This window comes from Streptomyces jeddahensis (genome assembly GCF_001642995.1).
GTDB classification, from domain to species: Bacteria; Actinomycetota; Actinomycetes; order Streptomycetales; family Streptomycetaceae; genus Streptomyces; species Streptomyces jeddahensis.
Genome location: NZ_LOHS01000174.1, coordinates 38,570 through 55,577 on the forward strand (window position 1 = coordinate 38,570; position 17,008 = coordinate 55,577).

Annotated in this window: 15 protein-coding genes; 5 read left to right on the forward strand and 10 right to left on the reverse strand. The window is 71.2% G+C overall.

Features of this window, described 5'->3' with window-relative positions; genetic code table 11:
- Window positions 1-5: 5 nt before the first annotated feature.
- The 7 genes from arfA to STSP_RS33470 form a co-directional block, all read right to left on the reverse strand.
- Window positions 6-1,523 (reverse strand): arabinosylfuranosidase ArfA, encoded by a 1,518-nt coding sequence (gene arfA, locus STSP_RS33440; RefSeq protein WP_067284782.1) that lies wholly within the window; start codon window positions 1,521-1,523, stop codon window positions 6-8.
- 124 nt (window positions 1,524-1,647) lie between these two features.
- Window positions 1,648-2,628 carry an arabinan endo-1,5-alpha-L-arabinosidase gene (locus tag STSP_RS33445; RefSeq protein ID WP_067284783.1) on the reverse strand — a complete coding sequence of 327 codons (981 nt, stop codon included), beginning with the start codon at window positions 2,626-2,628 and terminating at the stop codon, window positions 1,648-1,650.
- A gap of 23 nt (window positions 2,629-2,651) precedes the next feature.
- The gene (locus tag STSP_RS33450; RefSeq protein ID WP_067284784.1) at window positions 2,652-3,524 is read right to left on the reverse strand and encodes a carbohydrate ABC transporter permease; all 873 of its coding nucleotides are present in this window, start codon (window positions 3,522-3,524) and stop codon (window positions 2,652-2,654) included.
- Window positions 3,521-4,459: a carbohydrate ABC transporter permease gene (locus tag STSP_RS33455; protein ID WP_067284785.1), complete on the reverse strand. Its 939-nt coding sequence runs from the start codon at window positions 4,457-4,459 to the stop codon at window positions 3,521-3,523. The genes STSP_RS33450 and STSP_RS33455 overlap by 4 nt, the downstream gene beginning before the upstream one ends.
- Window positions 4,456-5,805: an extracellular solute-binding protein gene (locus STSP_RS33460; RefSeq protein WP_067284786.1), complete on the reverse strand. Its 1,350-nt coding sequence runs from the start codon at window positions 5,803-5,805 to the stop codon at window positions 4,456-4,458. The genes STSP_RS33455 and STSP_RS33460 overlap by 4 nt, the downstream gene beginning before the upstream one ends.
- 196 nt (window positions 5,806-6,001) lie before the next feature.
- Window positions 6,002-6,850: an SMP-30/gluconolactonase/LRE family protein gene (locus STSP_RS33465; RefSeq protein WP_067284787.1), complete on the reverse strand. Its 849-nt coding sequence runs from the start codon at window positions 6,848-6,850 to the stop codon at window positions 6,002-6,004.
- Window positions 6,850-7,620 carry an IclR family transcriptional regulator gene (locus tag STSP_RS33470; protein WP_067284788.1) on the reverse strand — a complete coding sequence of 257 codons (771 nt, stop codon included), beginning with the start codon at window positions 7,618-7,620 and terminating at the stop codon, window positions 6,850-6,852. The genes STSP_RS33465 and STSP_RS33470 overlap by 1 nt, the downstream gene beginning before the upstream one ends.
- 151 nt (window positions 7,621-7,771) lie before the next feature.
- Here STSP_RS33470 and STSP_RS33475 point away from each other — a divergent pair, with 151 nt between their 5' ends.
- Entirely contained in the window at window positions 7,772-8,341 is a 570-nt protein-coding gene (locus STSP_RS33475; protein WP_232789893.1) for a hypothetical protein, read from the forward strand.
- A gap of 75 nt (window positions 8,342-8,416) precedes the next feature.
- On the opposite strand, the gene STSP_RS33480 is transcribed toward STSP_RS33475, so the two are convergent.
- Window positions 8,417-9,136 carry a FadR/GntR family transcriptional regulator gene (locus STSP_RS33480; RefSeq protein ID WP_067284790.1) on the reverse strand — a complete coding sequence of 240 codons (720 nt, stop codon included), beginning with the start codon at window positions 9,134-9,136 and terminating at the stop codon, window positions 8,417-8,419.
- 224 nt (window positions 9,137-9,360) lie between these two features.
- On the opposite strand from STSP_RS33480, the gene STSP_RS33485 reads away from it, so the two are divergent.
- From STSP_RS33485 to STSP_RS33500, 4 genes are all read left to right on the forward strand, one after another.
- Window positions 9,361-10,647, forward strand: a complete 1,287-nt coding sequence (locus STSP_RS33485) for an SLC13 family permease (RefSeq protein WP_067284791.1) — start codon at window positions 9,361-9,363, stop codon at window positions 10,645-10,647.
- A gap of 116 nt (window positions 10,648-10,763) precedes the next feature.
- Window positions 10,764-12,245, forward strand: coding sequence for an acyl-CoA synthetase (locus STSP_RS33490; RefSeq protein ID WP_067284792.1), 1,482 nt, complete (start codon window positions 10,764-10,766; stop codon window positions 12,243-12,245).
- Window positions 12,223-13,785: a carboxyl transferase domain-containing protein gene (locus STSP_RS33495; protein ID WP_232789894.1), complete on the forward strand. Its 1,563-nt coding sequence runs from the start codon at window positions 12,223-12,225 to the stop codon at window positions 13,783-13,785. The genes STSP_RS33490 and STSP_RS33495 overlap by 23 nt, the downstream gene beginning before the upstream one ends.
- A gap of 188 nt (window positions 13,786-13,973) precedes the next feature.
- Entirely contained in the window at window positions 13,974-15,011 is a 1,038-nt protein-coding gene (locus STSP_RS33500; RefSeq protein WP_067284793.1) for a rod shape-determining protein, read from the forward strand.
- A gap of 133 nt (window positions 15,012-15,144) precedes the next feature.
- On the opposite strand, the gene STSP_RS33505 is transcribed toward STSP_RS33500, so the two are convergent.
- Together STSP_RS33505 and STSP_RS33510 are read right to left on the reverse strand one after the other, a co-directional pair.
- Window positions 15,145-15,507, reverse strand: a complete 363-nt coding sequence (locus STSP_RS33505) for a VOC family protein (RefSeq protein ID WP_067284794.1) — start codon at window positions 15,505-15,507, stop codon at window positions 15,145-15,147.
- Between the two features lie 123 nt (window positions 15,508-15,630).
- Window positions 15,631-16,986: an FAD-binding oxidoreductase gene (locus STSP_RS33510; protein WP_067284837.1), complete on the reverse strand. Its 1,356-nt coding sequence runs from the start codon at window positions 16,984-16,986 to the stop codon at window positions 15,631-15,633.
- Window positions 16,987-17,008: the final 22 nt, after the last annotated feature.

Consider the following 17,008-nt stretch of genomic DNA (forward strand, 5'->3'; position numbering starts at 1 on the left):
TCAGCTCACGCCAGCCGGATCACGTTCCACGACAGCGGCTCAAGGGTGGCCGTCAGGGTGCCGTCCTGAAGGGCCGTGCCCGTGACCGTGTGCGGGGTGACCCGCTCCGGCTCGTCGACCGTGTTCTTCGCCTCCGGGTCGGCGTCGGCCAGCGCCATGTGCTCCACCACGTTCGTCAGCTCGAGCCCGTTCAGGGCGACTTCCAGCGGGAGCGGCTCGGTCTGGCTGCGGTTGACGGCGAAGACCGTCACCGCGCCCGTCTCCGGGTCCCGGACGGCGGTCGCGTGCAGCAGCGGCACCGAGCCGAACTTCTTCGTCTCGTACGTGGGCGAGTCCACGCGTACGTCGAGGACCTGCCCGCGGCCGTATCGAGAGGCCTGCGAGAAGGGGAAGAACGTCGTCTGCTTCCAGGCGGGGCCGCCGGGCTCGGTCAGGATCGGCGCGATGACGTTGACGAGCTGGGCGAGGCAGGCGACGGTGACGCGGTCGGCGTGGCGGAGGAGGGCGATCAGGAGCGAGCCGAAGACGACGGCGTCCAGGACGCTGTAGTTGTTCTCCAGCAGACGGGGCGCCTCCGCCCAGTCCCGCGCGGCGGAGTTCTCGATCTCGTGCCACTCCGTGGTGTACCAGACGTTCCACTCGTCGAAGGAGAGGTTGATCTTCTTCTTCGACTTGAGGCGGGCGCCGATGTGGTCACAGGTGGCGACCACGTTCTCGATGAAGGACTCCATGTCGACGGCGGAGGCGAGGAACGAGTCGATGTCGCCGTCGTGAGGCTGGTAGTAGGCGTGCAGGGAGATGTAGTCGACGAGGTCGTAGGTCTCGGCGAGGACCTTCGCCTCCCACTCGGCGAAGGTCGGCATGGCCTGGCTGGACGAACCGCAGGCGACCAGCTCCAGTTCGGGGTCGATCTGGCGCATCGCGCGGGCGGTCTCGGCGGCGAGGCGGCCGTACTCGTCGGCCGTCTTGTGGCCCGTCTGCCAGGGGCCGTCCATCTCGTTGCCGAGGCACCACAGGCGGATCCCGAACGGGTCCTTGTCGCCGTGCGCGACGCGCAGGTCCGAAAGCGCCGTCCCCGCCGGGTGGTTGGCGTATTCCTGGAGCTCCAGGGCCTCCGCCACGCCGCGCGTACCGAGGTTGATCGCCATCATCGGCTCGGCCTGCGGGCCGACCTTCTTCAGGAAGGCGATGTACTCGGAGAGGCCGAAGCGGTTGGTCTCCGTCGACCGCCAGGCGAGGTCGAGGCGGCGCGGCCGCTCGTCGACCGGGCCGACGGAGTCCTCCCACTTGTAGCCGGAGACGAAGTTGCCGCCGGGGTAGCGGATCGTGGTGACGCCGAGTTCGCGGATCAGCTCCAGCACGTCCGTCCTGAGGCCCGACTCGTCCGCCGACGGGTGGTCCGGCTCGTAGATCCCGGTGTAGACGCAGCGGCCCAGGTGCTCGACGAACGAGCCGAAGAGACGGGGGTTGACGTCGCCGACGGCGAAGGCGGGATCCAGTGTGAAGCGGGCGGGTGCGGTCATTTCTTCCTCAACTTCGTTCGATATCACGTACATTGGCCGGGTCGTCGGACAGACGCTAAGGCGGGCGCGACCGCAGGTCAATGGGTCGCGCCCGCCCGTTCCGTGCTCGGTTGTTCCGCCTGTCTCAGTCGCCCCAGGCCGCGACGGTCGGCCAGCCGTCCCTGCCCCAGCTCAGCGGGTTCAGGGCCAGCTTGGGCGTGCCGTTGTCGTCCACGTCGTAGTAGTGGTACGCGAGGATGTCGCGGCCCTTGTCGCGGAAGACGGACTCGCCTCCCGTGCCGATGAACCGGCCGTTCCCGGCGAGCAGCAGGTCGCCGCCGCCCTCGAGGAGCGGAGTGCCGTCGCTGTCGACATACGGTCCGGTGACCGACTCCGACCGGCCGACGCGGATCTTGTACGTGGAGTTCACGCCCGAGCAGCACGCGTCGTACGAGGCGAAGAGGTAGTAGTAGCGGCCGTGCTTGACGACGTAGGGGCCCTCCACCGCGTACGGCGCGTCCGGGCGGGTCGCCAGGTGGTGGACGGTCGCGCCGGGCACGGCCTTCCCCGTCTCCGGGTCGAGCTCGACCATGCGGATGCCGGTCCAGTACGAGCCGAAGGCCATCCACAGCTTGTCGTCGGCCCGGATCACTCCCGGGTCGATGGCGTTCCAGCTGTCGGTGCGCTCGGAGCTGAAGACCTTGCCGTGGTCGGTCCAGGTCCCGGGCAGTCCGCTCGGCGACGTGGCCACCCCGATCGCGGAGTGGTTGCTGCCCCAGGACGAGACGGAGTAGTACAGCCAGTACTTGCCGTCGCGGTACGAGATGTCGGGCGCCCACGGGTCACCGGTGTCGTTGTACTCGTACCACCAGCTCGGGGGCTCGGCGAAGGCGTTGCCCGCGTCGTCCCAGTGCTTCATGTCCGTCGACAGGCGGGCGCCGATGATTCCGCCGGTCGAGTAGGCGACGTACTGGCCGTTCTTGAGGTGGATGACGGTCGGGTCGTGGATGATCTGCTGGCCGGTGATCGGCAGCGGGTTCGGGTATGTGGTGTCCGCCTGCGCGGTGGTGGGCAGCAGGGCGAGGAGGGCGGCGGCGAGGACGGCCGCGAGTCTGATGCGCTTCAACGTACGTAGCTCCTTATCGGGAGTTACTGGCCCGCGAGGCCGGTGTGTGCCACACCGGCCACGATCTGGCGCTGGAAGAAGACGAAGACGATGATCAGCGGTAGGCCCGCCATCAGGCCGCCGGCCATGAGCTGGGCCCACTGGATGCCGTAGGAGTTCATGACGGTCGCGATGCCGTTCGGCATGGTCATCAGGTCGGGGTTGTTGGTCACCATGTACGGCCACAGGAAGTTGTTCCAGGACGCGATGAAGGTGAAGATGCCGACCGCGGCGAGGGAGGGGCGGGCGAGCGGGACCACGATGGTGAAGAAGACCCGCCAGCGGCCGGCGCCGTCGATGAAGGCCGCCTCCTCCAGCTCACGCGGGACGCCCTGGAAGAACTTGTACAGGATGTAGACCATCGCGGCGGGAGCGCACTGCGGCAGGATCATGCCCCAGTAGGTGTCGACCATCCCCATCTGCTGGACCGTGGTGAACAGGGGGACGCCGAGGACGGCCGGGGAGATCATCAGGCCGCTCATCACGATGCCCATCAGGACACCCTTGCCGCGGAACTCGGTGCGGGCGAAGCCGTAGCCGGCGAGCGCGGCGACCGTCAGGACGACGGCCGTCACGAGCACGGACACGACCAGCGAGTTGACGAACCAGTTGGTGATGTTGCCGGTCTCGTAGAGGGCCTTCCACGCCTGGCCCGTCCAGACCTCCGGCAGCCAGTGTGGCGGGATCTCGGCCGCCTCGGCCTCGGACTTGAGCGAGGTGAGCAGGGCCGCGGCGATCGGCGCCACGAAGACGGCGGAGACGGCGACGCCGATCAGCGTGAGGACGATCTGGCTGGGTGTCCAGGGCTTGCGGACCTTGGTGCGTACGGTGCGTACGGTCGTCTCGGCGGTGGTCATCGGCCGCCCTCCTCACGGTTGCGCAGCAGCCACATCCGCGTCAGGGCGACGGCCGCGATGATCACGAAGAAGATGATGGACATCGCGGAGGCGTAGCCCACGCGGTAGCTGGTGAAGCCCTGTTCGAGGGTGTACTGCACGAACGACCTGGTGCTGAGCTCCGGTCCAGGACTGAAGTCCATCATCACGACGGCCTGGTCGAAGAGCTGGAGCGAGGCGAGGATCTGGAGCGCGATCACCAGGCCGGTGATGTTGCGCAGCATCGGCAGGGTGATGTGGACAATGCGGTGCCAGGCGTTGGCACCGTCCAGCTTGGCGGCCTCGTACAGGTGGTCGGGGATGCCCTGGAGCGCGGCGAGGTAGAGCAGGAAGGAGAAGCCGACGGTCCACCACAGGGTCTCGATGACGATGGCGAGCATGGCGTACGACTTGTCGGTCAGCCAGGGGGTGTCGAGCCCGAAGGTCTGGTTGAACAGGCCGATTCCCTGGGTGAACAGCCACTGCCACATGTTGCCCGCGACGGTCGACGGCAGCAGGAACGGTGCGAAGAAGCACAGCCGCCACAGCCACTTACCGCGCTCGATGTTGTGTGCGAGCATCGCGAGCAGGAAGGCGAGCACGGTGATGCACGGCACGACGAGCAGCGTGAAGTACGCGCTGTGGCCGAGCGCGTCCCACATCGCCGAGTCGCCCAGGGCCTCGCGGTAGTTGTCGAGGCCGACGAAGCTCGCGCCTTCGCCGGAGATGTTGGCGTCCGTGAAGCTGAGGTAGACGCCGCGCAGCAGCGGCCAGATCACGAACAGCGCGAAGAGCACCAGGAACGGGGCGACGAACCAGCCCCCGTGCTGGAAGCCCTGCTTGCGGCGGACGGTCGCGGCCGCGGTCGCGGTCCTGGCGCGTGCCGGTGCGACGACGGTCTGAGCACTGGTCGTCATGCGACCGCACCTCCCTGCGCGGCGGTCTTGCCGTCCATCGGGTTCTTCGAAGCGAGGAGCTTGGTGAGCTGGGCCTTCATCCGCTGCGCGACGGCGGCCGGCTTGGCGGAGCCCATCGTCGAGGAGACGACGGTCGGGCCGAGGTCCTGGGCGAGGACGCCGGTGGAGCCCGCGAACCACACCTTCGGCTCGGTGGCCTGGTGGTCCATGGCGCTCACGTACTCGTTCTGCGGGGTGAGGTTCTTGTACGCGTCCGTGGAGAGCGTCGGCGTGTACGCGGGAATGTGGCCGCCGGCCGCCCACTGCAGGGCGTGCTGGACGACGTACGCGGCCAGCTCGTGCGCGGCCTCGTTGGTGGCGCCGCCGCGGCCGGCCTGGTGGGGCAGGACGAAGGCGTGCGACTCGGCGTGGGTGGCCTGCTTGCCGAAGACGGGCGGCAGCGGGGTCGCGCCGTAATCGAGCTTGGCGCCGGAGAAGACCGGCACGGACCAGTTGCCCTCCCAGGTGAAGGGGGCGCCGTTGATGAACTGCTCGCCGGTGGGGGCACCAGGGATGACGTAGCCGTCGGTGACGTGCTGGCGGAAGAACTCCAGGACCTGGGTGGCCTTGTCGACGTCGAAGAGGACCTCGGTGCGGGCGTCGTTGAACCACTCGCCGCCGAGCTGGGTGTAGAAGGCGACGAAGAACCACCACTGGAAGTTCTGGTCGTTGGTCCACAGGCCGATCGTCTGCAGCCCCTTCTTCTGGACCGCCTTGGCCTTCTTCAGGACGTCGAACCACTCGTCGGTGGAGGTGACCGGCACGATCCGGCCGTCGTCGCCGAGCAGGTCCGCCTTCTTCAGCACGTCCTTGCGGTAGAAGCAGAGCTGGACGTGGATGTCGAGCGGCAGGGCGTAGAGCTTGCCGTCGATGACACCGCGGTTCCACAGCGCGGGGTTGAAGTCCTCCTTCCGTACGCCGTACTTGGCGAGCAGGTCGACGTCCCACGGGTCGAGGAGCCGGCCCGGCGAGAAGCCGGCGACCCGGCCCAGGTGCATGACGCCGAGCTCGGGGGCGCGATTGCCCGCGGCGGCCATGGCCAGCTTCGTGTAGAAGGGGTTGCCCCACTGGAGCGTGGAGTCCTTCACCGCGATGCCGGGGTGCTCCTTACGGAAGGCGTTCAGCATCGCGATCATGTTGGCGCCGTCGCCGCCGCTGAAGAGATTCCAGTAGCGCACGCGGGTGTCCGCGCTGGAGGCCAGCGCGTCGGCCCCGGTCCCGAGCGCCGCGAAGGCGAGACTCCCGGCCACGCCCAAGCCGCCGAGGCCGGCGAGGAGTTGCCTACGGCTCAGGGAAGGTTGTCCCATGCCCAACCCTTACTGTTCGATATTCCGAATACCGCCCGTAACTTCGAACCCGGACCGTAGAGTCGAACAGATTTCGCGTCAATGGATTCTGCAAGAATTTCAGAAAGCGGTTACTTGAGTCGCCGTCAGGCAAACAGCAGGGCCCTCGCCGGCACAGCACGGCGAGGGCCCTCAAGGAACGGATCGCTGGTGATCGCTAGCCCGCGAAGGGCGGCTGCGCCAACCCCTTCCCCGCCCCCGGCACCACCAGCAGCGAGCCGGACAGCGGGTGCGGTGCCTCAAGTCCCGTACGGGCGGTGCTGATGTACAGGTCGGTCAGGTCGGCGCCGCCGAATGCGCACGCCGTGGGGCGGCGCACGGGCAGGTCGACGACGCGGTCCAGCTCGCCGTCGGGGGTGTAGCGGCGGACCGCCCCGCCGTCCCACAGCGCGACCCAGACGCACCCTTCCGCGTCGACGGTCAGCCCGTCGGGGAAACCGGCGCCGTCCTCGATGACGGCCAACGGGCGCCGGTTCACGACGCGTTCGGCGTCTTCGACGTCGAAGACGTCGATCCGCCGCGTCGGCGAGTCGATGTAGTACATCAGCCGCCCGTCGGGGCTCCAGCCGGTGCCGTTGCTGACGGCGACGTCGTCGAGGACGGTCTGCGTGGAGCCGTCGCCGGTGATCCGCGTCAGCGTGCCCCCGCCCGGCGCCTCGTCGTAGCGCATGGTCCCGGCCCAGAGGGAGCCGTCGGGTGCGACGGCGGCGTCGTTGCCGCGGCGGCCGGGAACGGGGTCGTGGTGCAGCCACCGGAAGTCCCCGCCGCCCGGGCCGTACAGCCCGACACCGTCCCGGAGGTTGACGACGAGGCCGCCGCCCGCGCGGGGCTTCGCGGCACCCACGTGCTGCTCGGTGACCATGACGGTACGGCGGCCGTCGGCCGGGTCGTACGTGTGGACGCGCGACTGGAGGATGTCGACCCAGATCAGCCGCCCGGCGTCGGCGTCCCAGGTGGGACCCTCGCCCAGCTCGGCGTACTCGCGCACCGCGAGTTCGACGCTCATCACACCCCCCGGTAGCCGAGACGCTCGGACAGGTCGGCCGCACCCTTGGCGGCGAGCTGCTCCAGCTCCCCCCGGCGCTCGTCGCTCCAGCGGATCATGGGTACGGAGATGGAGAGCGCCGCGACGACGCGCCCCGTCCGGTCGCGCACCGGTGCCGCGACGCAGCTCACGTCCGGGTTCGACTCGCGGCTCTCGACGGCGACCCCGCGCTCGCGGATCACGGCCAGGGCCTCGCGCAGCGCGGCCGGATCGGTGATGCTGTTGGGGGTCATCGCGACCAGGTCCGCGTCGTCCGGGACGCGAGAGGCGAGCTCGGCGTCCGGGAGGGAGGCCAGCAGCATCTTGCCGACGGACGTGCAGTGCGCGGGCAGCCGGCGGCCTGCGGCGGACACCATGCGCACGGCGTGCGTGGAGTCCACCTTGGCGATGTAGATGACGTCCGTGCCCTCGAGGATCGCGACGTGCACCGTCTCGTCGCAGGTCTCGGCGACGGAACGGGCGACCTGCTGGCCCTCGGCCGCGAGGTCCAGCTGCTCGGCGTACCGGCTGCCGAGCTGGTACGGGCGCACACCCAGCCGGTAGCGGCCCGGCTGGCCCTGCACCGGGACGATGTAGGAACGGGCGGCGAGCGTGGTGACCAGCTCGTGCACCGTCGTGCGGGGCAGCTGTAGCTTACGGACGATGTCCGGCGCGGACAGGGTGCCGTCACCGTCCAGGAAGAGCTCGAGTATGTCGAGCGCCCGGGTCACGGCGGGTACGAGGCGGCCCACGACCCCTCCCTCAATGTTCGAAATTTCAACGGTCGACCGGAATAACGAACACAGGTTATGCGGAGCGCTCTCGGCGGGGCAATGGGTGGGCGGCAGGGTGTCGCTCCCCGCGCCGGGCCCGGGAACGCGCCCGTACGCGACGATGGTCGGCATGCCGCCGTTCACACCCCGGGACTTCCAGCTCGTACTGCTGCGCCGCATGGCGGACCACAATCCGGATCTCGTGGAGGACGCCCGGCGTGAGATGGGCGTCTCGCTCGCGGACATGCGCGAGGCGAACCGCCGCTGGCAGGCGATGGCCCGCTCCCCACGCGCGCGTGGCGCGGCGTCCCGCTACCGCTCGGTCCTCGGCACGCCCGAGTCGACCGCCGTCCGCCGGATCGGCGACCTCGCATGCGAAGCCCTGCTGTGGCCGGTCCCGCTCTGGCCCGACCTCCGCTTCGAGGTGCTGCTCGCCCCGAACGGCGCCGTCTGGAACGAGTGGCTGGTCCGGGCACCCGGCGCTCCGGGCCCCTCCCTGCGTACGATCGCGGACCTCCGCCCGTGGTCGTGCACGGTCGACGAGGCGGCCCGGGGCTTCGCACCCGCCCGCCCGATGGAGGGGACGGCCCCCACACGCTGGCGCCTCGCGTTCACGGCGCCGGACGAGGACGGGGTGCGGCGACGGGTCGTCGCGGAGTTCACCTGGGGGCTGTTGCAGCGGCTGACGTCGGTGGAGTGAGAGGTGCGCGGCGACCAGGTTCGCCCTGGGCGGGCCAGCGTTCGCCGGCACCAGGTGTGCACGGGTACGCCACCGTCAGTCGAGAGGCGCGCGTTCGTCGTCCGGGTTCCAGTCCAGCAACCGCACCTTCGCGACCGTCCGTACGTGGCGGCGCATCGCCGCGGCCGCCTGCTTGGGCTGCTGGGCCTCGATCGCGCGGAGGATCGCCTGGTGCTGGGTCAGGGACCGGTTGGGCCGGCCCGGCTGGCGGAGGGACTCGTTGCGGCTCTCGGTGATCTGGTCGGCGATGGAGCGCATGAACTCCGCGAGCAGGCTGCTGTGCGCCGCGGCCGTCACCGCCGCATGGAACAGGCGGTCGCCCTCCACGCCGTACGCGTCCTGGGCGATCTCGTCGGCCATATGAGAGAGCGCCGAGCGCAGGGCGGCGAGGTCCTCGTCCGTACGGCGCTCCGCGGCCAGTTCGGCGAGCTTGGTCTCGAGCGCCTCACGTGCCTCGAGTACGTCGGGCAGGCGCCGGCGCCGCTCGACCAGGCGCTCCACGGGCTCCGCGTCGAGGCTGTCCCGCACCAGGTAGGTGCCGCCGCCGTGGCGGACCTCCACCAGGCCCTGGACCTCGAGCACGACGATCGCCTGCTTCACGGAGGCACGGCTGACACCCAGGCGCTGCGCCAGATCGCGTTCGGGCGGCAGGCGGTCGCCGGCCTTGAGTCCGCCTTCCGCCACGTAACGCCGCAGCCGCTCGAGAACCTGCTCGTACAGGCGCGGTTTCGCCATCGGGCGCAGTGCGTCGGTCATGTGGTTCCCCCTCGCGTGATCTCGCCCGTCGCGAGCGTAACACCGGGTCATGGCCGGTGGTTAGGTGGCTCAGTGGCCAAGTGGCTGAGCCAATCTTGCGTCCGACCCCTTGACGCTCGCTCCGGCCGACGCCCAATGTGGTGCAACCGCTCCGCCGAAATGGCCTAGTGGCTCAGCCACTAGACCATGAGGCCATCACAAGGGACCCAGGGACGGGAGCCCGCATGTCCGCCGAACTGATATCGATCCTCGTGCTCGTCGTGGTGTTCGTCATCGCCACCACCCGCTCCATCAACATGGGCGCGCTCGCCTTCGCCGCCGCGTTCGGGGTCGGCGAGCTGGTCGCCGGCCTCGACGCCGACGGCATCTTCGCCGGCTTCCCCGGGGACCTCTTCGTCGTCCTCGTCGGCGTCACGTATCTCTTCGCGATCGGCCGCGCCAACGGCACCACCGACTGGCTGGTGCACGTCGCGATCCGGCTGGTGCGGGGCCGCGTGGCGCTGATCCCCTGGGTGATGTTCGCGCTGACCGGTGCGCTGACGGCGATCGGCGCGGTCAGTCCGGCCGCCGTCGCCATCGTCGCGCCGATCGCGCTGAGCTTCGCCGCCCGCTACTCGATCAGCCCGCTGCTGATGGGTGCGATGGTGGTGCACGGCGCGCAGGCCGGCGGTTTCTCGCCGATCAGCATCTACGGTTCGATCGTCAACGGCATCGTCGAGCGCGAGAAGCTTCCGGGCAGCGAGATCACGCTCTTTCTGGCCTCCCTCGTGGTCAACCTCGTCATCGCGGGCATCGTGTTCGTCCTGTTCGGCGGCCTCAGGCTCTGGGCGAAGGGTGCTGTGACGGCCACCGGAACCGGCACGGCCACCGACGCCGGTGAGGACCGGGACCAGGACAAGGGGGCCGATACGCGGCTGACGCCCGCCCGCGGTGCGACGCTGGCCGCTCTCGTCGCGCTCGTCGTCGCCGTCCTCGCCTTCGACCTCGACGCCGGGCTGACGGCGATCACCCTCGCCGTGCTGCTCAGCGCCTGCTGGCCGCAGGACAGCCGGACGGCAGTCGGCCAGATCGCCTGGCCGACGGTCCTGCTGATCTGCGGTGTCCTCACCTACGTGGGCGTCCTGAACGAGATGGGCACCATCACCTGGGCAGGCGAGGGCGTCAGCGGCATCGGCGTCCCGCTGCTGGCGGCGGTCCTGCTCTGCTACATCGGCGCGGTCGTCTCGGCGTTCGCCTCGTCCGTCGGGATCATGGGCGCGCTGATCCCGCTCGCGGTGCCGTTCCTCGCGCAGGGCGAGATCGGCGCGGTCGGCATGGTGGCGGCCCTGGCGGTGTCGGCGACGGTCGTGGACGTGAGCCCGTTCTCGACGAACGGCGCGCTGGTCCTGGCCGCGGCGCCGGACGTCGACCGCGAGCGTTTCTTCCGGCAGCTGATGATCTACGGGGGAATCGTGGTGGCCGTGGTACCCGCAGTGGTGTGGCTGGTGATGGTCGTACCAGGGCTCGGGTGACGTCCGGCACGGTGGCGACCTGCCACCAGACTGCACATTGCGGGTACGGCGCACATATACGCCAGAAACACTGACGACTGCAGCGAAGCGACAGCGACCAACAAGGAGTACGACGCGTGTCCTCTCTCTTTCCGGCCATGACCGCAGGTCCCGGCGGCGGTGCGGACCGGCCCGCCCTGCGTTTCGGCGACCGCGCCCTGACGTACGGCGAGCTCGCCGCCGTGACCGGCTCGCTCGCCGAGCGCATCCGCGGTGCCGGCCGGGTCGCCCTCTGGGCCACGCCCACCCTCGAGACGGCGGTCGGTGCGGTGGCCGCGCTGGAGGCGGGCGTCGCCGCCGTGCCGCTCAACCCCAAGTCGGGTGAGAAGGAGCTCGCGCACATCGTGGCGGACAGTGCTCCGTCGCTGGTGCTCGCGGCGCCCGGCGAAGAGCTCCCTCCGGCGCTCGGCGCGCTGACCCGTATCGATGTGGAGGCCGACGCCCGGGCGGCGGGAGCGGCGACGCCGCGCTCCGCGGACGACACCGACGACGCAGCCCCGGCCTTCGTCGTCTACACCTCCGGGACCACCGGTCCGCCCAAGGGCGCCGTCCTCCCCCGCCGCGCCGTCGCCGCGACGCTGGACGCGCTGGAGGACGCCTGGCAGTGGACGGGCGACGACGTGCTGGTGCACGGGCTGCCGCTGTTCCATGTGCACGGGCTGATCCTCGGGATCCTCGGTCCGCTCCGGCGGGGCGGCTCGGTGCGGCATCTCGGCCGGTTCAGCACCGAGGGTGTGGCACGGGAGCTGAACTCCGGCGCCACGATGCTGTTCGGCGTACCGACCATGTACCACCGCATCGCCGAGGCGCTGCCTGAGGAGCCCGAGCTGGCCAAGGGCCTCGCCAAGGCCCGGCTGCTCGTATCGGGCTCAGCCGCGCTCCCCGTGCACGACCACGAGCGGATCGCGGCCGCGACCGGCAGCCGGGTCATCGAGCGGTACGGCATGACGGAGACGCTGATGAACACGAGTGTGCGGGCGGACGGCGAGCCGCGCGCGGGCACGGTCGGCGTGCCCCTGCCGGGCGTCGAGCTGCGGCTCGTCGACGAGGCCGGGGCGGCCGTCGAGGCATACGACGGGGAGACGGTCGGCGAGATCCAGGTGCGCGGGCCGAACCTGTTCACGGAGTATCTGAACCGGCCGGACGCGACCGCGGCCGCCTTCGCGGAGGGCGGCTGGTTCCGCACCGGGGACATGGCCGTGCGCGAACCCGACGGATACGTACGCATCGTCGGCCGCAAGGCCACCGACCTCATCAAGAGCGGCGGCTACAAGATCGGCGCGGGCGAGATCGAGAACGCGCTGCTCGAGCACCCCGGGGTACGGGAGGCCGCGGTGACGGGCGAACCGGACGACGACCTGGGCGAGCGGATCGTGGCGTGGATCGTCCCCGCCACACCCGAAGCCCCGCCGTCGGCCGACGAGTTGGCCGACCATGTCGCCCGCCGCCTCGCCCCGCACAAGCGGCCGCGGGCCGTGCGCTACCTGGGCGCACTGCCACGCAACGACATGGGCAAGATCGTGAAGAGGGCACTCCATGAGCAGGCACTCCATGACTGACGGCGGCACGGGGCCCGGGGACGGCGCCACGAGGCCCGGCGACGGCCGCACCAGGCACGGCGACGGCGGCACCGGGCGCGATGCGGGCACACCCGGGGCCGGGCCCGCGCCTCCCCACGGCCCCGCGCATCCCCGTCTCACCGCCCGCGAAGCCATCGCCCTCCTCGCCGACGACTTCCGCGAACTGCCATCCCCCTCGGCCGAGTACGCCCCCGACGGCCCCCTCTCCTGGCAGGGCTACGACGACGCGCGCGCCCGTGCCGCGGCCCGTACCGGCGAGCAGGAGTCGGTGGTCTGCGGCACGGCCACCGTGGGCGGCACGGGCGGCACGCGCGCCGTCCTGGTCTCCTTCGAGTTCGGCTACCTCGGCGGTTCGCTCGGCGAGCGGACCGGCGACCGCATCGAAGCGGCCTACACGTGCGCGCGCGAGCAGCGCCTCCCCGTCGTCTGCCTCGTCGCCACGGGCGGCAGCCGTATGCAGGAGGGCATGCGCGCGCTGGCCCAGCTCCAGCGGGTCGCGCGGCAGTCGGTCCTCACGCGCGAGGCGCGCCTGCCGCAGCTCGCCGTCCTGCGCGACCCGACGACGGGCGGCGGCTGGGCCACGCTCGGCGCGGGCGCCGACGTGATCCTGGCCCTGCCAGGCGCACAGGTGGGCTTCGCCGGATCGCGGGTACGCCCGCAGGACGCGGACCCGTACGCGTACACGGCCGAGGCGCAGAGGGAGGCGGGCGCCATCGACGCGGTCGTGGCCCCCGACCGGCTCCGGGCCGAGGTCTCCCTGTGGCTGGAGCTGCTGACGAGGGTGGCCCCGGCGACGAAACGGGTCGCCCCTCCCCCGCCCCACGCCCTCGCCGCCACTCCGCTCCCCCGCACGGGCTGGGACGCCGTCCTGCAGGCCCGCGCCCCCGGGCGCCCCCACGCCGAGGCGTACCTCGACGCGTACTTCACCCGGCGGGCCGCCATCAGCGGTGACCGTTGCGGCGGCGTCGATCCCGGCATGCTCTGCGGCTTCGGCGAGCACGCCGGGCGGACCGTCGCGTACGCCGCTCAGTGCGGTACGGCGATCCGGCCCGCGGGGTACCGGACGGCGGCCCGGCTGGTCCGGCTGGCCGGGCGGCTGGGGATTCCCGTGCTGACGCTGGTGGACACGCCGGGCGCCGCCAACGACGCGGCGGCCGAGCGGGCCGCGGCCGGAGCGGCCATCGCGGACCTGTTCGCCGCCGTCGCCGCATCCCCCGTGCCGATCACCAGCCTTCTCATCGGGGAGGGCGGCTCGGGCGGCGCGCTGGCACTGGCCGCGCCGGGCAACACCTGGGCCACTCCGGACAGTTACTTCTCGGTCATCGCCCCCGAGTCGGCGGCGGCCATACTGAAGCGGCCGCAGGACGAGATCCCCTCCACGGCCGACCAACTCCGCCTGCGCCCTCAGGACTTGGTCGAGCTCGGGGTCGTACGCGGCATCGTGGAACCGGAACCGGAGCCGGAGCCGGAACCGGAACCGGAACCGGAACCGCGACCCGAACGGGGACAGGAGCCCTAGGACGGGCGCCCGTCACCCTTCACCGACGCGGGTCCAGCGAGGCGTTGGCGACGCCCAAGATCGCCCGTATGGCCGTCCCCCCGCGCGGCCCATCCCCGCGCGCGCACCCCGCGTCACCGCCTGACGATGCACAGGAGGACCGCCGTCCGGCGGCCCGCACGCGGTCTGTGCTCTCGGGAGGACCTGCCATGACCGTCAATCTGGATCAGCTGCGCCGCTGCCACGTCGCCGTCGACCTGGGAGCGGCCAGGACCCGGGTGTTCGTGAAGGGTGCGGGCCTCGTCGTGGACGAGCCGAGCGTCGCCGCCGTCAACACCCGGACCGGCGCGCTGATCGCGGTCGGGCAGTTCGCCGAGAGGATGACGGGCCGCACGCCCCCGTACATCCGCGTGGTGCGCCCTGTCTCCGGGGGCACCGTCGTCGACATCGACATGGCTCAGCGTATGTTGCGCGGCCTCATCGGCGAGAAGCTCCGCCGCAACCTGCGCCGCAAACCCCGGCTGCGGGCCGCCGCCTGCACCCCGCACGAGGCCGACCCGCTGGCGCAGCGCGCCGCCGTCGAGACGCTGGTGGGCCTCGGTGCGCGGCGCGTCGAGCTGGTGGACACCCTGATCGCCGCCGCGGTCGGCTGCCGACTGCCCGTGGAACTCCCGGAAGCCACCATGATCATGGTGTGCGGGGCGGCGACCACGCAGGTGGCGGTGCTCTCGCTGGGTTCGATCGTGACCGCCGAGCGGATCCCGGTGGGCGGTGAGGCCATCGACCACGCGATCGTCCAGCACCTGCGCCACCACCACGAGTTGGTGCTGCCGTCCCAGTCGGTGCGCCCGCTGCAGCTCGCGCTCTCCGGCAACGGCCTCACGCCGTACGGCCCGCAGACCACGGAGATCCACGGCCGGGACGTGGCCACGGGCCTCGCCCGCTCCGTGTACGTCGACACCGCGGCCGTGCGCGACGCCATCCACACCCCGCTGACCGCCGTACTCGACGGCATCGGCAAGGTGCTGCGGGACTGCCCGCCCGACCTGGTGGCCGATCTGGCGGACCGCGGGATCATGATGGTCGGCGGCAGCGCCCTGCTGCCGGGACTCGACCAGATGCTGCGGGACGCCACGGGTATGCCGGTGACCATCGCCGAGCGCCCGGACGTGTCCGCGATCCTCGGCCTTGGCGCGATGCTGGAGGGTCAGGTCCAGCCGCTGGTCCTCAACCCGCTGGCGGGCTGACGGCCACGGCCGGCGACCACCCACGACGACCGGCCGACCCGTCCTCGGGCTCGGGCCCGGCGTCGGGCTCAGGCTGCGAGGGGCTCAGGCTGCGAGCCGGCGGGCCGCGCGGCTCTCGCTGCCGTCGCGGAACTCAGACGCTGCCGTCGGTCGCGCTGTGCGCGACAGTGTGCCGCGGCTCGTACAGCCCGAGTTGAGCCCCACTGGGCAGCGTCACCGCGGTGAGCAGCCCCCACCCCTGATCAGTCACCGGCCCCACCGTCACGCCCTTGTCGCGCAGCTGCGCCAGCGTGCCCTGGATGTCGTCGCACATGAGATACAGCTCGTGGCTCGGCCGTTCCGTGGAGGGATGGACCGCGACCTCCGCGGGCGGCAGCGCGAAGATCAGCCATCCGCCGCCGGCGTCGACGCCCGCGAACCCGAGGACGTCCCGGATGAAGGCACGATCGGCGACTGCGTCCCGGCTGTAGAGGATGACGTGAGCGCCATTGATCATGGGTTCATGGTCACACGGGTTCGGGGCCCGGGCCACACGGCCCACGCGACGTGACATGACGTACAGCCAGCCGTGCATCACGGCTTCAGCCAGCCGTGCATCACGGCTTCAGCCAGCCGTGGATCACGGCGCAAGGTACGTATGAAAGACCCCTTCCGGGTCGTACCGCGCCCGCAGCTCCTCCAGGCGTCGCCAGTCCTCGGGCGCATAGCAGCGCTCGGCGCGGGAGGGGTCGGCCGTGAGGTCGGCCTCGCCGACGTAGTGGCCGGTGCCGAGGGGTTCGACGGCGCCCATCGTGTCGCGGAGCCAGCGGATGTTGAGGGCGTCGTCCTCGGGATCGGTCCAGATGGCGAACGAGGCGACATAGGTGTCGCCGAGCGCTGAGAAGGCCATGTCCCGCCACAGTTCCCGGTTCCGGGACGCCGGCCAGAAGGGCGCGAGGACGAACGACTGCTCCGAGGGGGCTTCCGCGACGAACGGCGCCAGCCTGCGCAGCAGCGTGTCGAAGCCGTCGTCGGACCAGAGGGTGTCGACCGCGCAGCGGCGCCCCTCTGGCCACAGGGTCCCCGAGGTGGTGTGGAGGGACTCGTACGACACCGGCTCGTCGATCTGCCGGGAGAGGGCGCGGTCGGCGAGGGGACAGGTCCGGAGCGGTTCCAGCGACCGGACCGCTTCGTCGTGCGAGGCGGCGAAGGCGGTGGCGGTGACCTTGATCACCTTGGGTCGGTACGGTGCGGCGGAGAGGGCCGGGTCGGCCGCCCCGAGCAGGAAGGACGCCTCGACACCGGCCGGCAGCCGGCCCGCGGCTTCGGTGGTCCACGCGGCGACGGCCGGGAGCTCGTCGAGCGGGAAGGTGTAGGCGGTCTGCACGATGGCGCCCGGGAGCTCCCAGAGCCGCAGGTGGAAGCGTGTGACGACGGCGAAGAAGCCGGGGCCCGCGCCGCGGGCCGCCCAGAACAGGTCGGGGTGCTCGTGTTCGCTGCACCGGACGCCGTGCCCGTCCGCGGTGACGGCTTCGATCGCCCGCACGCTCGCGCAGCCCGGCCCCCAGGCGCCGGAGTTCCAGCCGAGGCCGCCGCTGAGAAGGTAGCCGCTCACGCCGACGCTCCCGCAGTGCCCGGCCGGGAACGCAAGCCCGAACGGGGCGAGTTGGGCGGCGAGCGAGCCGCCGGTGACGCCCGGTTGCACGGCCGCCGTGCGTGTCTCCGGGGCGACGACGCACTGGCGCAGTGCGGAGAGGTCGATGAGCATGCCGCCGTCGCGGACCGGGGAGCCGATCCAGCTGTGGCCGCCCGCGCGTACGGCGATCCGCAGACCGCGGGAGCGGGCCAGCCGGACGGCCTCCTGAACGTCCTGCTCCGACTCGGCCCGGACGATCATCTCGGGGAACCGCTGCGGTGTGAGCTCGTTCCAGACCATCTCTGTCCGGATGGCTTCATACGCACTGTCGCCTCGCCGGACGATTCTCGTCTCGGGCATGATCACAGTTCCTTCAGCCGGT

What these genes read in the sequence shown, in the direction of transcription:
- arfA (WP_067284782.1), bottom strand. Translation starts at nt 1,523, where the DNA reads ATGACCGCACCCGCCCGCTTCACACTGGATCCCGCCTTCGCCGTCGGC.
- STSP_RS33450 (WP_067284784.1), bottom strand. Translation starts at nt 3,524, where the DNA reads ATGACCACCGCCGAGACGACCGTACGCACCGTACGCACCAAGGTCCGC.
- STSP_RS33455 (WP_067284785.1), bottom strand. Translation starts at nt 4,459, where the DNA reads ATGACGACCAGTGCTCAGACCGTCGTCGCACCGGCACGCGCCAGGACC.
- STSP_RS33460 (WP_067284786.1), bottom strand. Translation starts at nt 5,805, where the DNA reads ATGGGACAACCTTCCCTGAGCCGTAGGCAACTCCTCGCCGGCCTCGGC.
- STSP_RS33465 (WP_067284787.1), bottom strand. Translation starts at nt 6,850, where the DNA reads ATGAGCGTCGAACTCGCGGTGCGCGAGTACGCCGAGCTGGGCGAGGGT.
- STSP_RS33475 (WP_232789893.1), top strand. Translation starts at nt 7,772, where the DNA reads ATGCCGCCGTTCACACCCCGGGACTTCCAGCTCGTACTGCTGCGCCGC.
- STSP_RS33480 (WP_067284790.1), bottom strand. Translation starts at nt 9,136, where the DNA reads ATGACCGACGCACTGCGCCCGATGGCGAAACCGCGCCTGTACGAGCAG.
- STSP_RS33485 (WP_067284791.1), top strand. Translation starts at nt 9,361, where the DNA reads ATGTCCGCCGAACTGATATCGATCCTCGTGCTCGTCGTGGTGTTCGTC.
- STSP_RS33495 (WP_232789894.1), top strand. Translation starts at nt 12,223, where the DNA reads ATGAGCAGGCACTCCATGACTGACGGCGGCACGGGGCCCGGGGACGGC.
- STSP_RS33500 (WP_067284793.1), top strand. Translation starts at nt 13,974, where the DNA reads ATGACCGTCAATCTGGATCAGCTGCGCCGCTGCCACGTCGCCGTCGAC.
- STSP_RS33505 (WP_067284794.1), bottom strand. Translation starts at nt 15,507, where the DNA reads ATGATCAATGGCGCTCACGTCATCCTCTACAGCCGGGACGCAGTCGCC.
- STSP_RS33510 (WP_067284837.1), bottom strand. Translation starts at nt 16,986, where the DNA reads ATGCCCGAGACGAGAATCGTCCGGCGAGGCGACAGTGCGTATGAAGCC.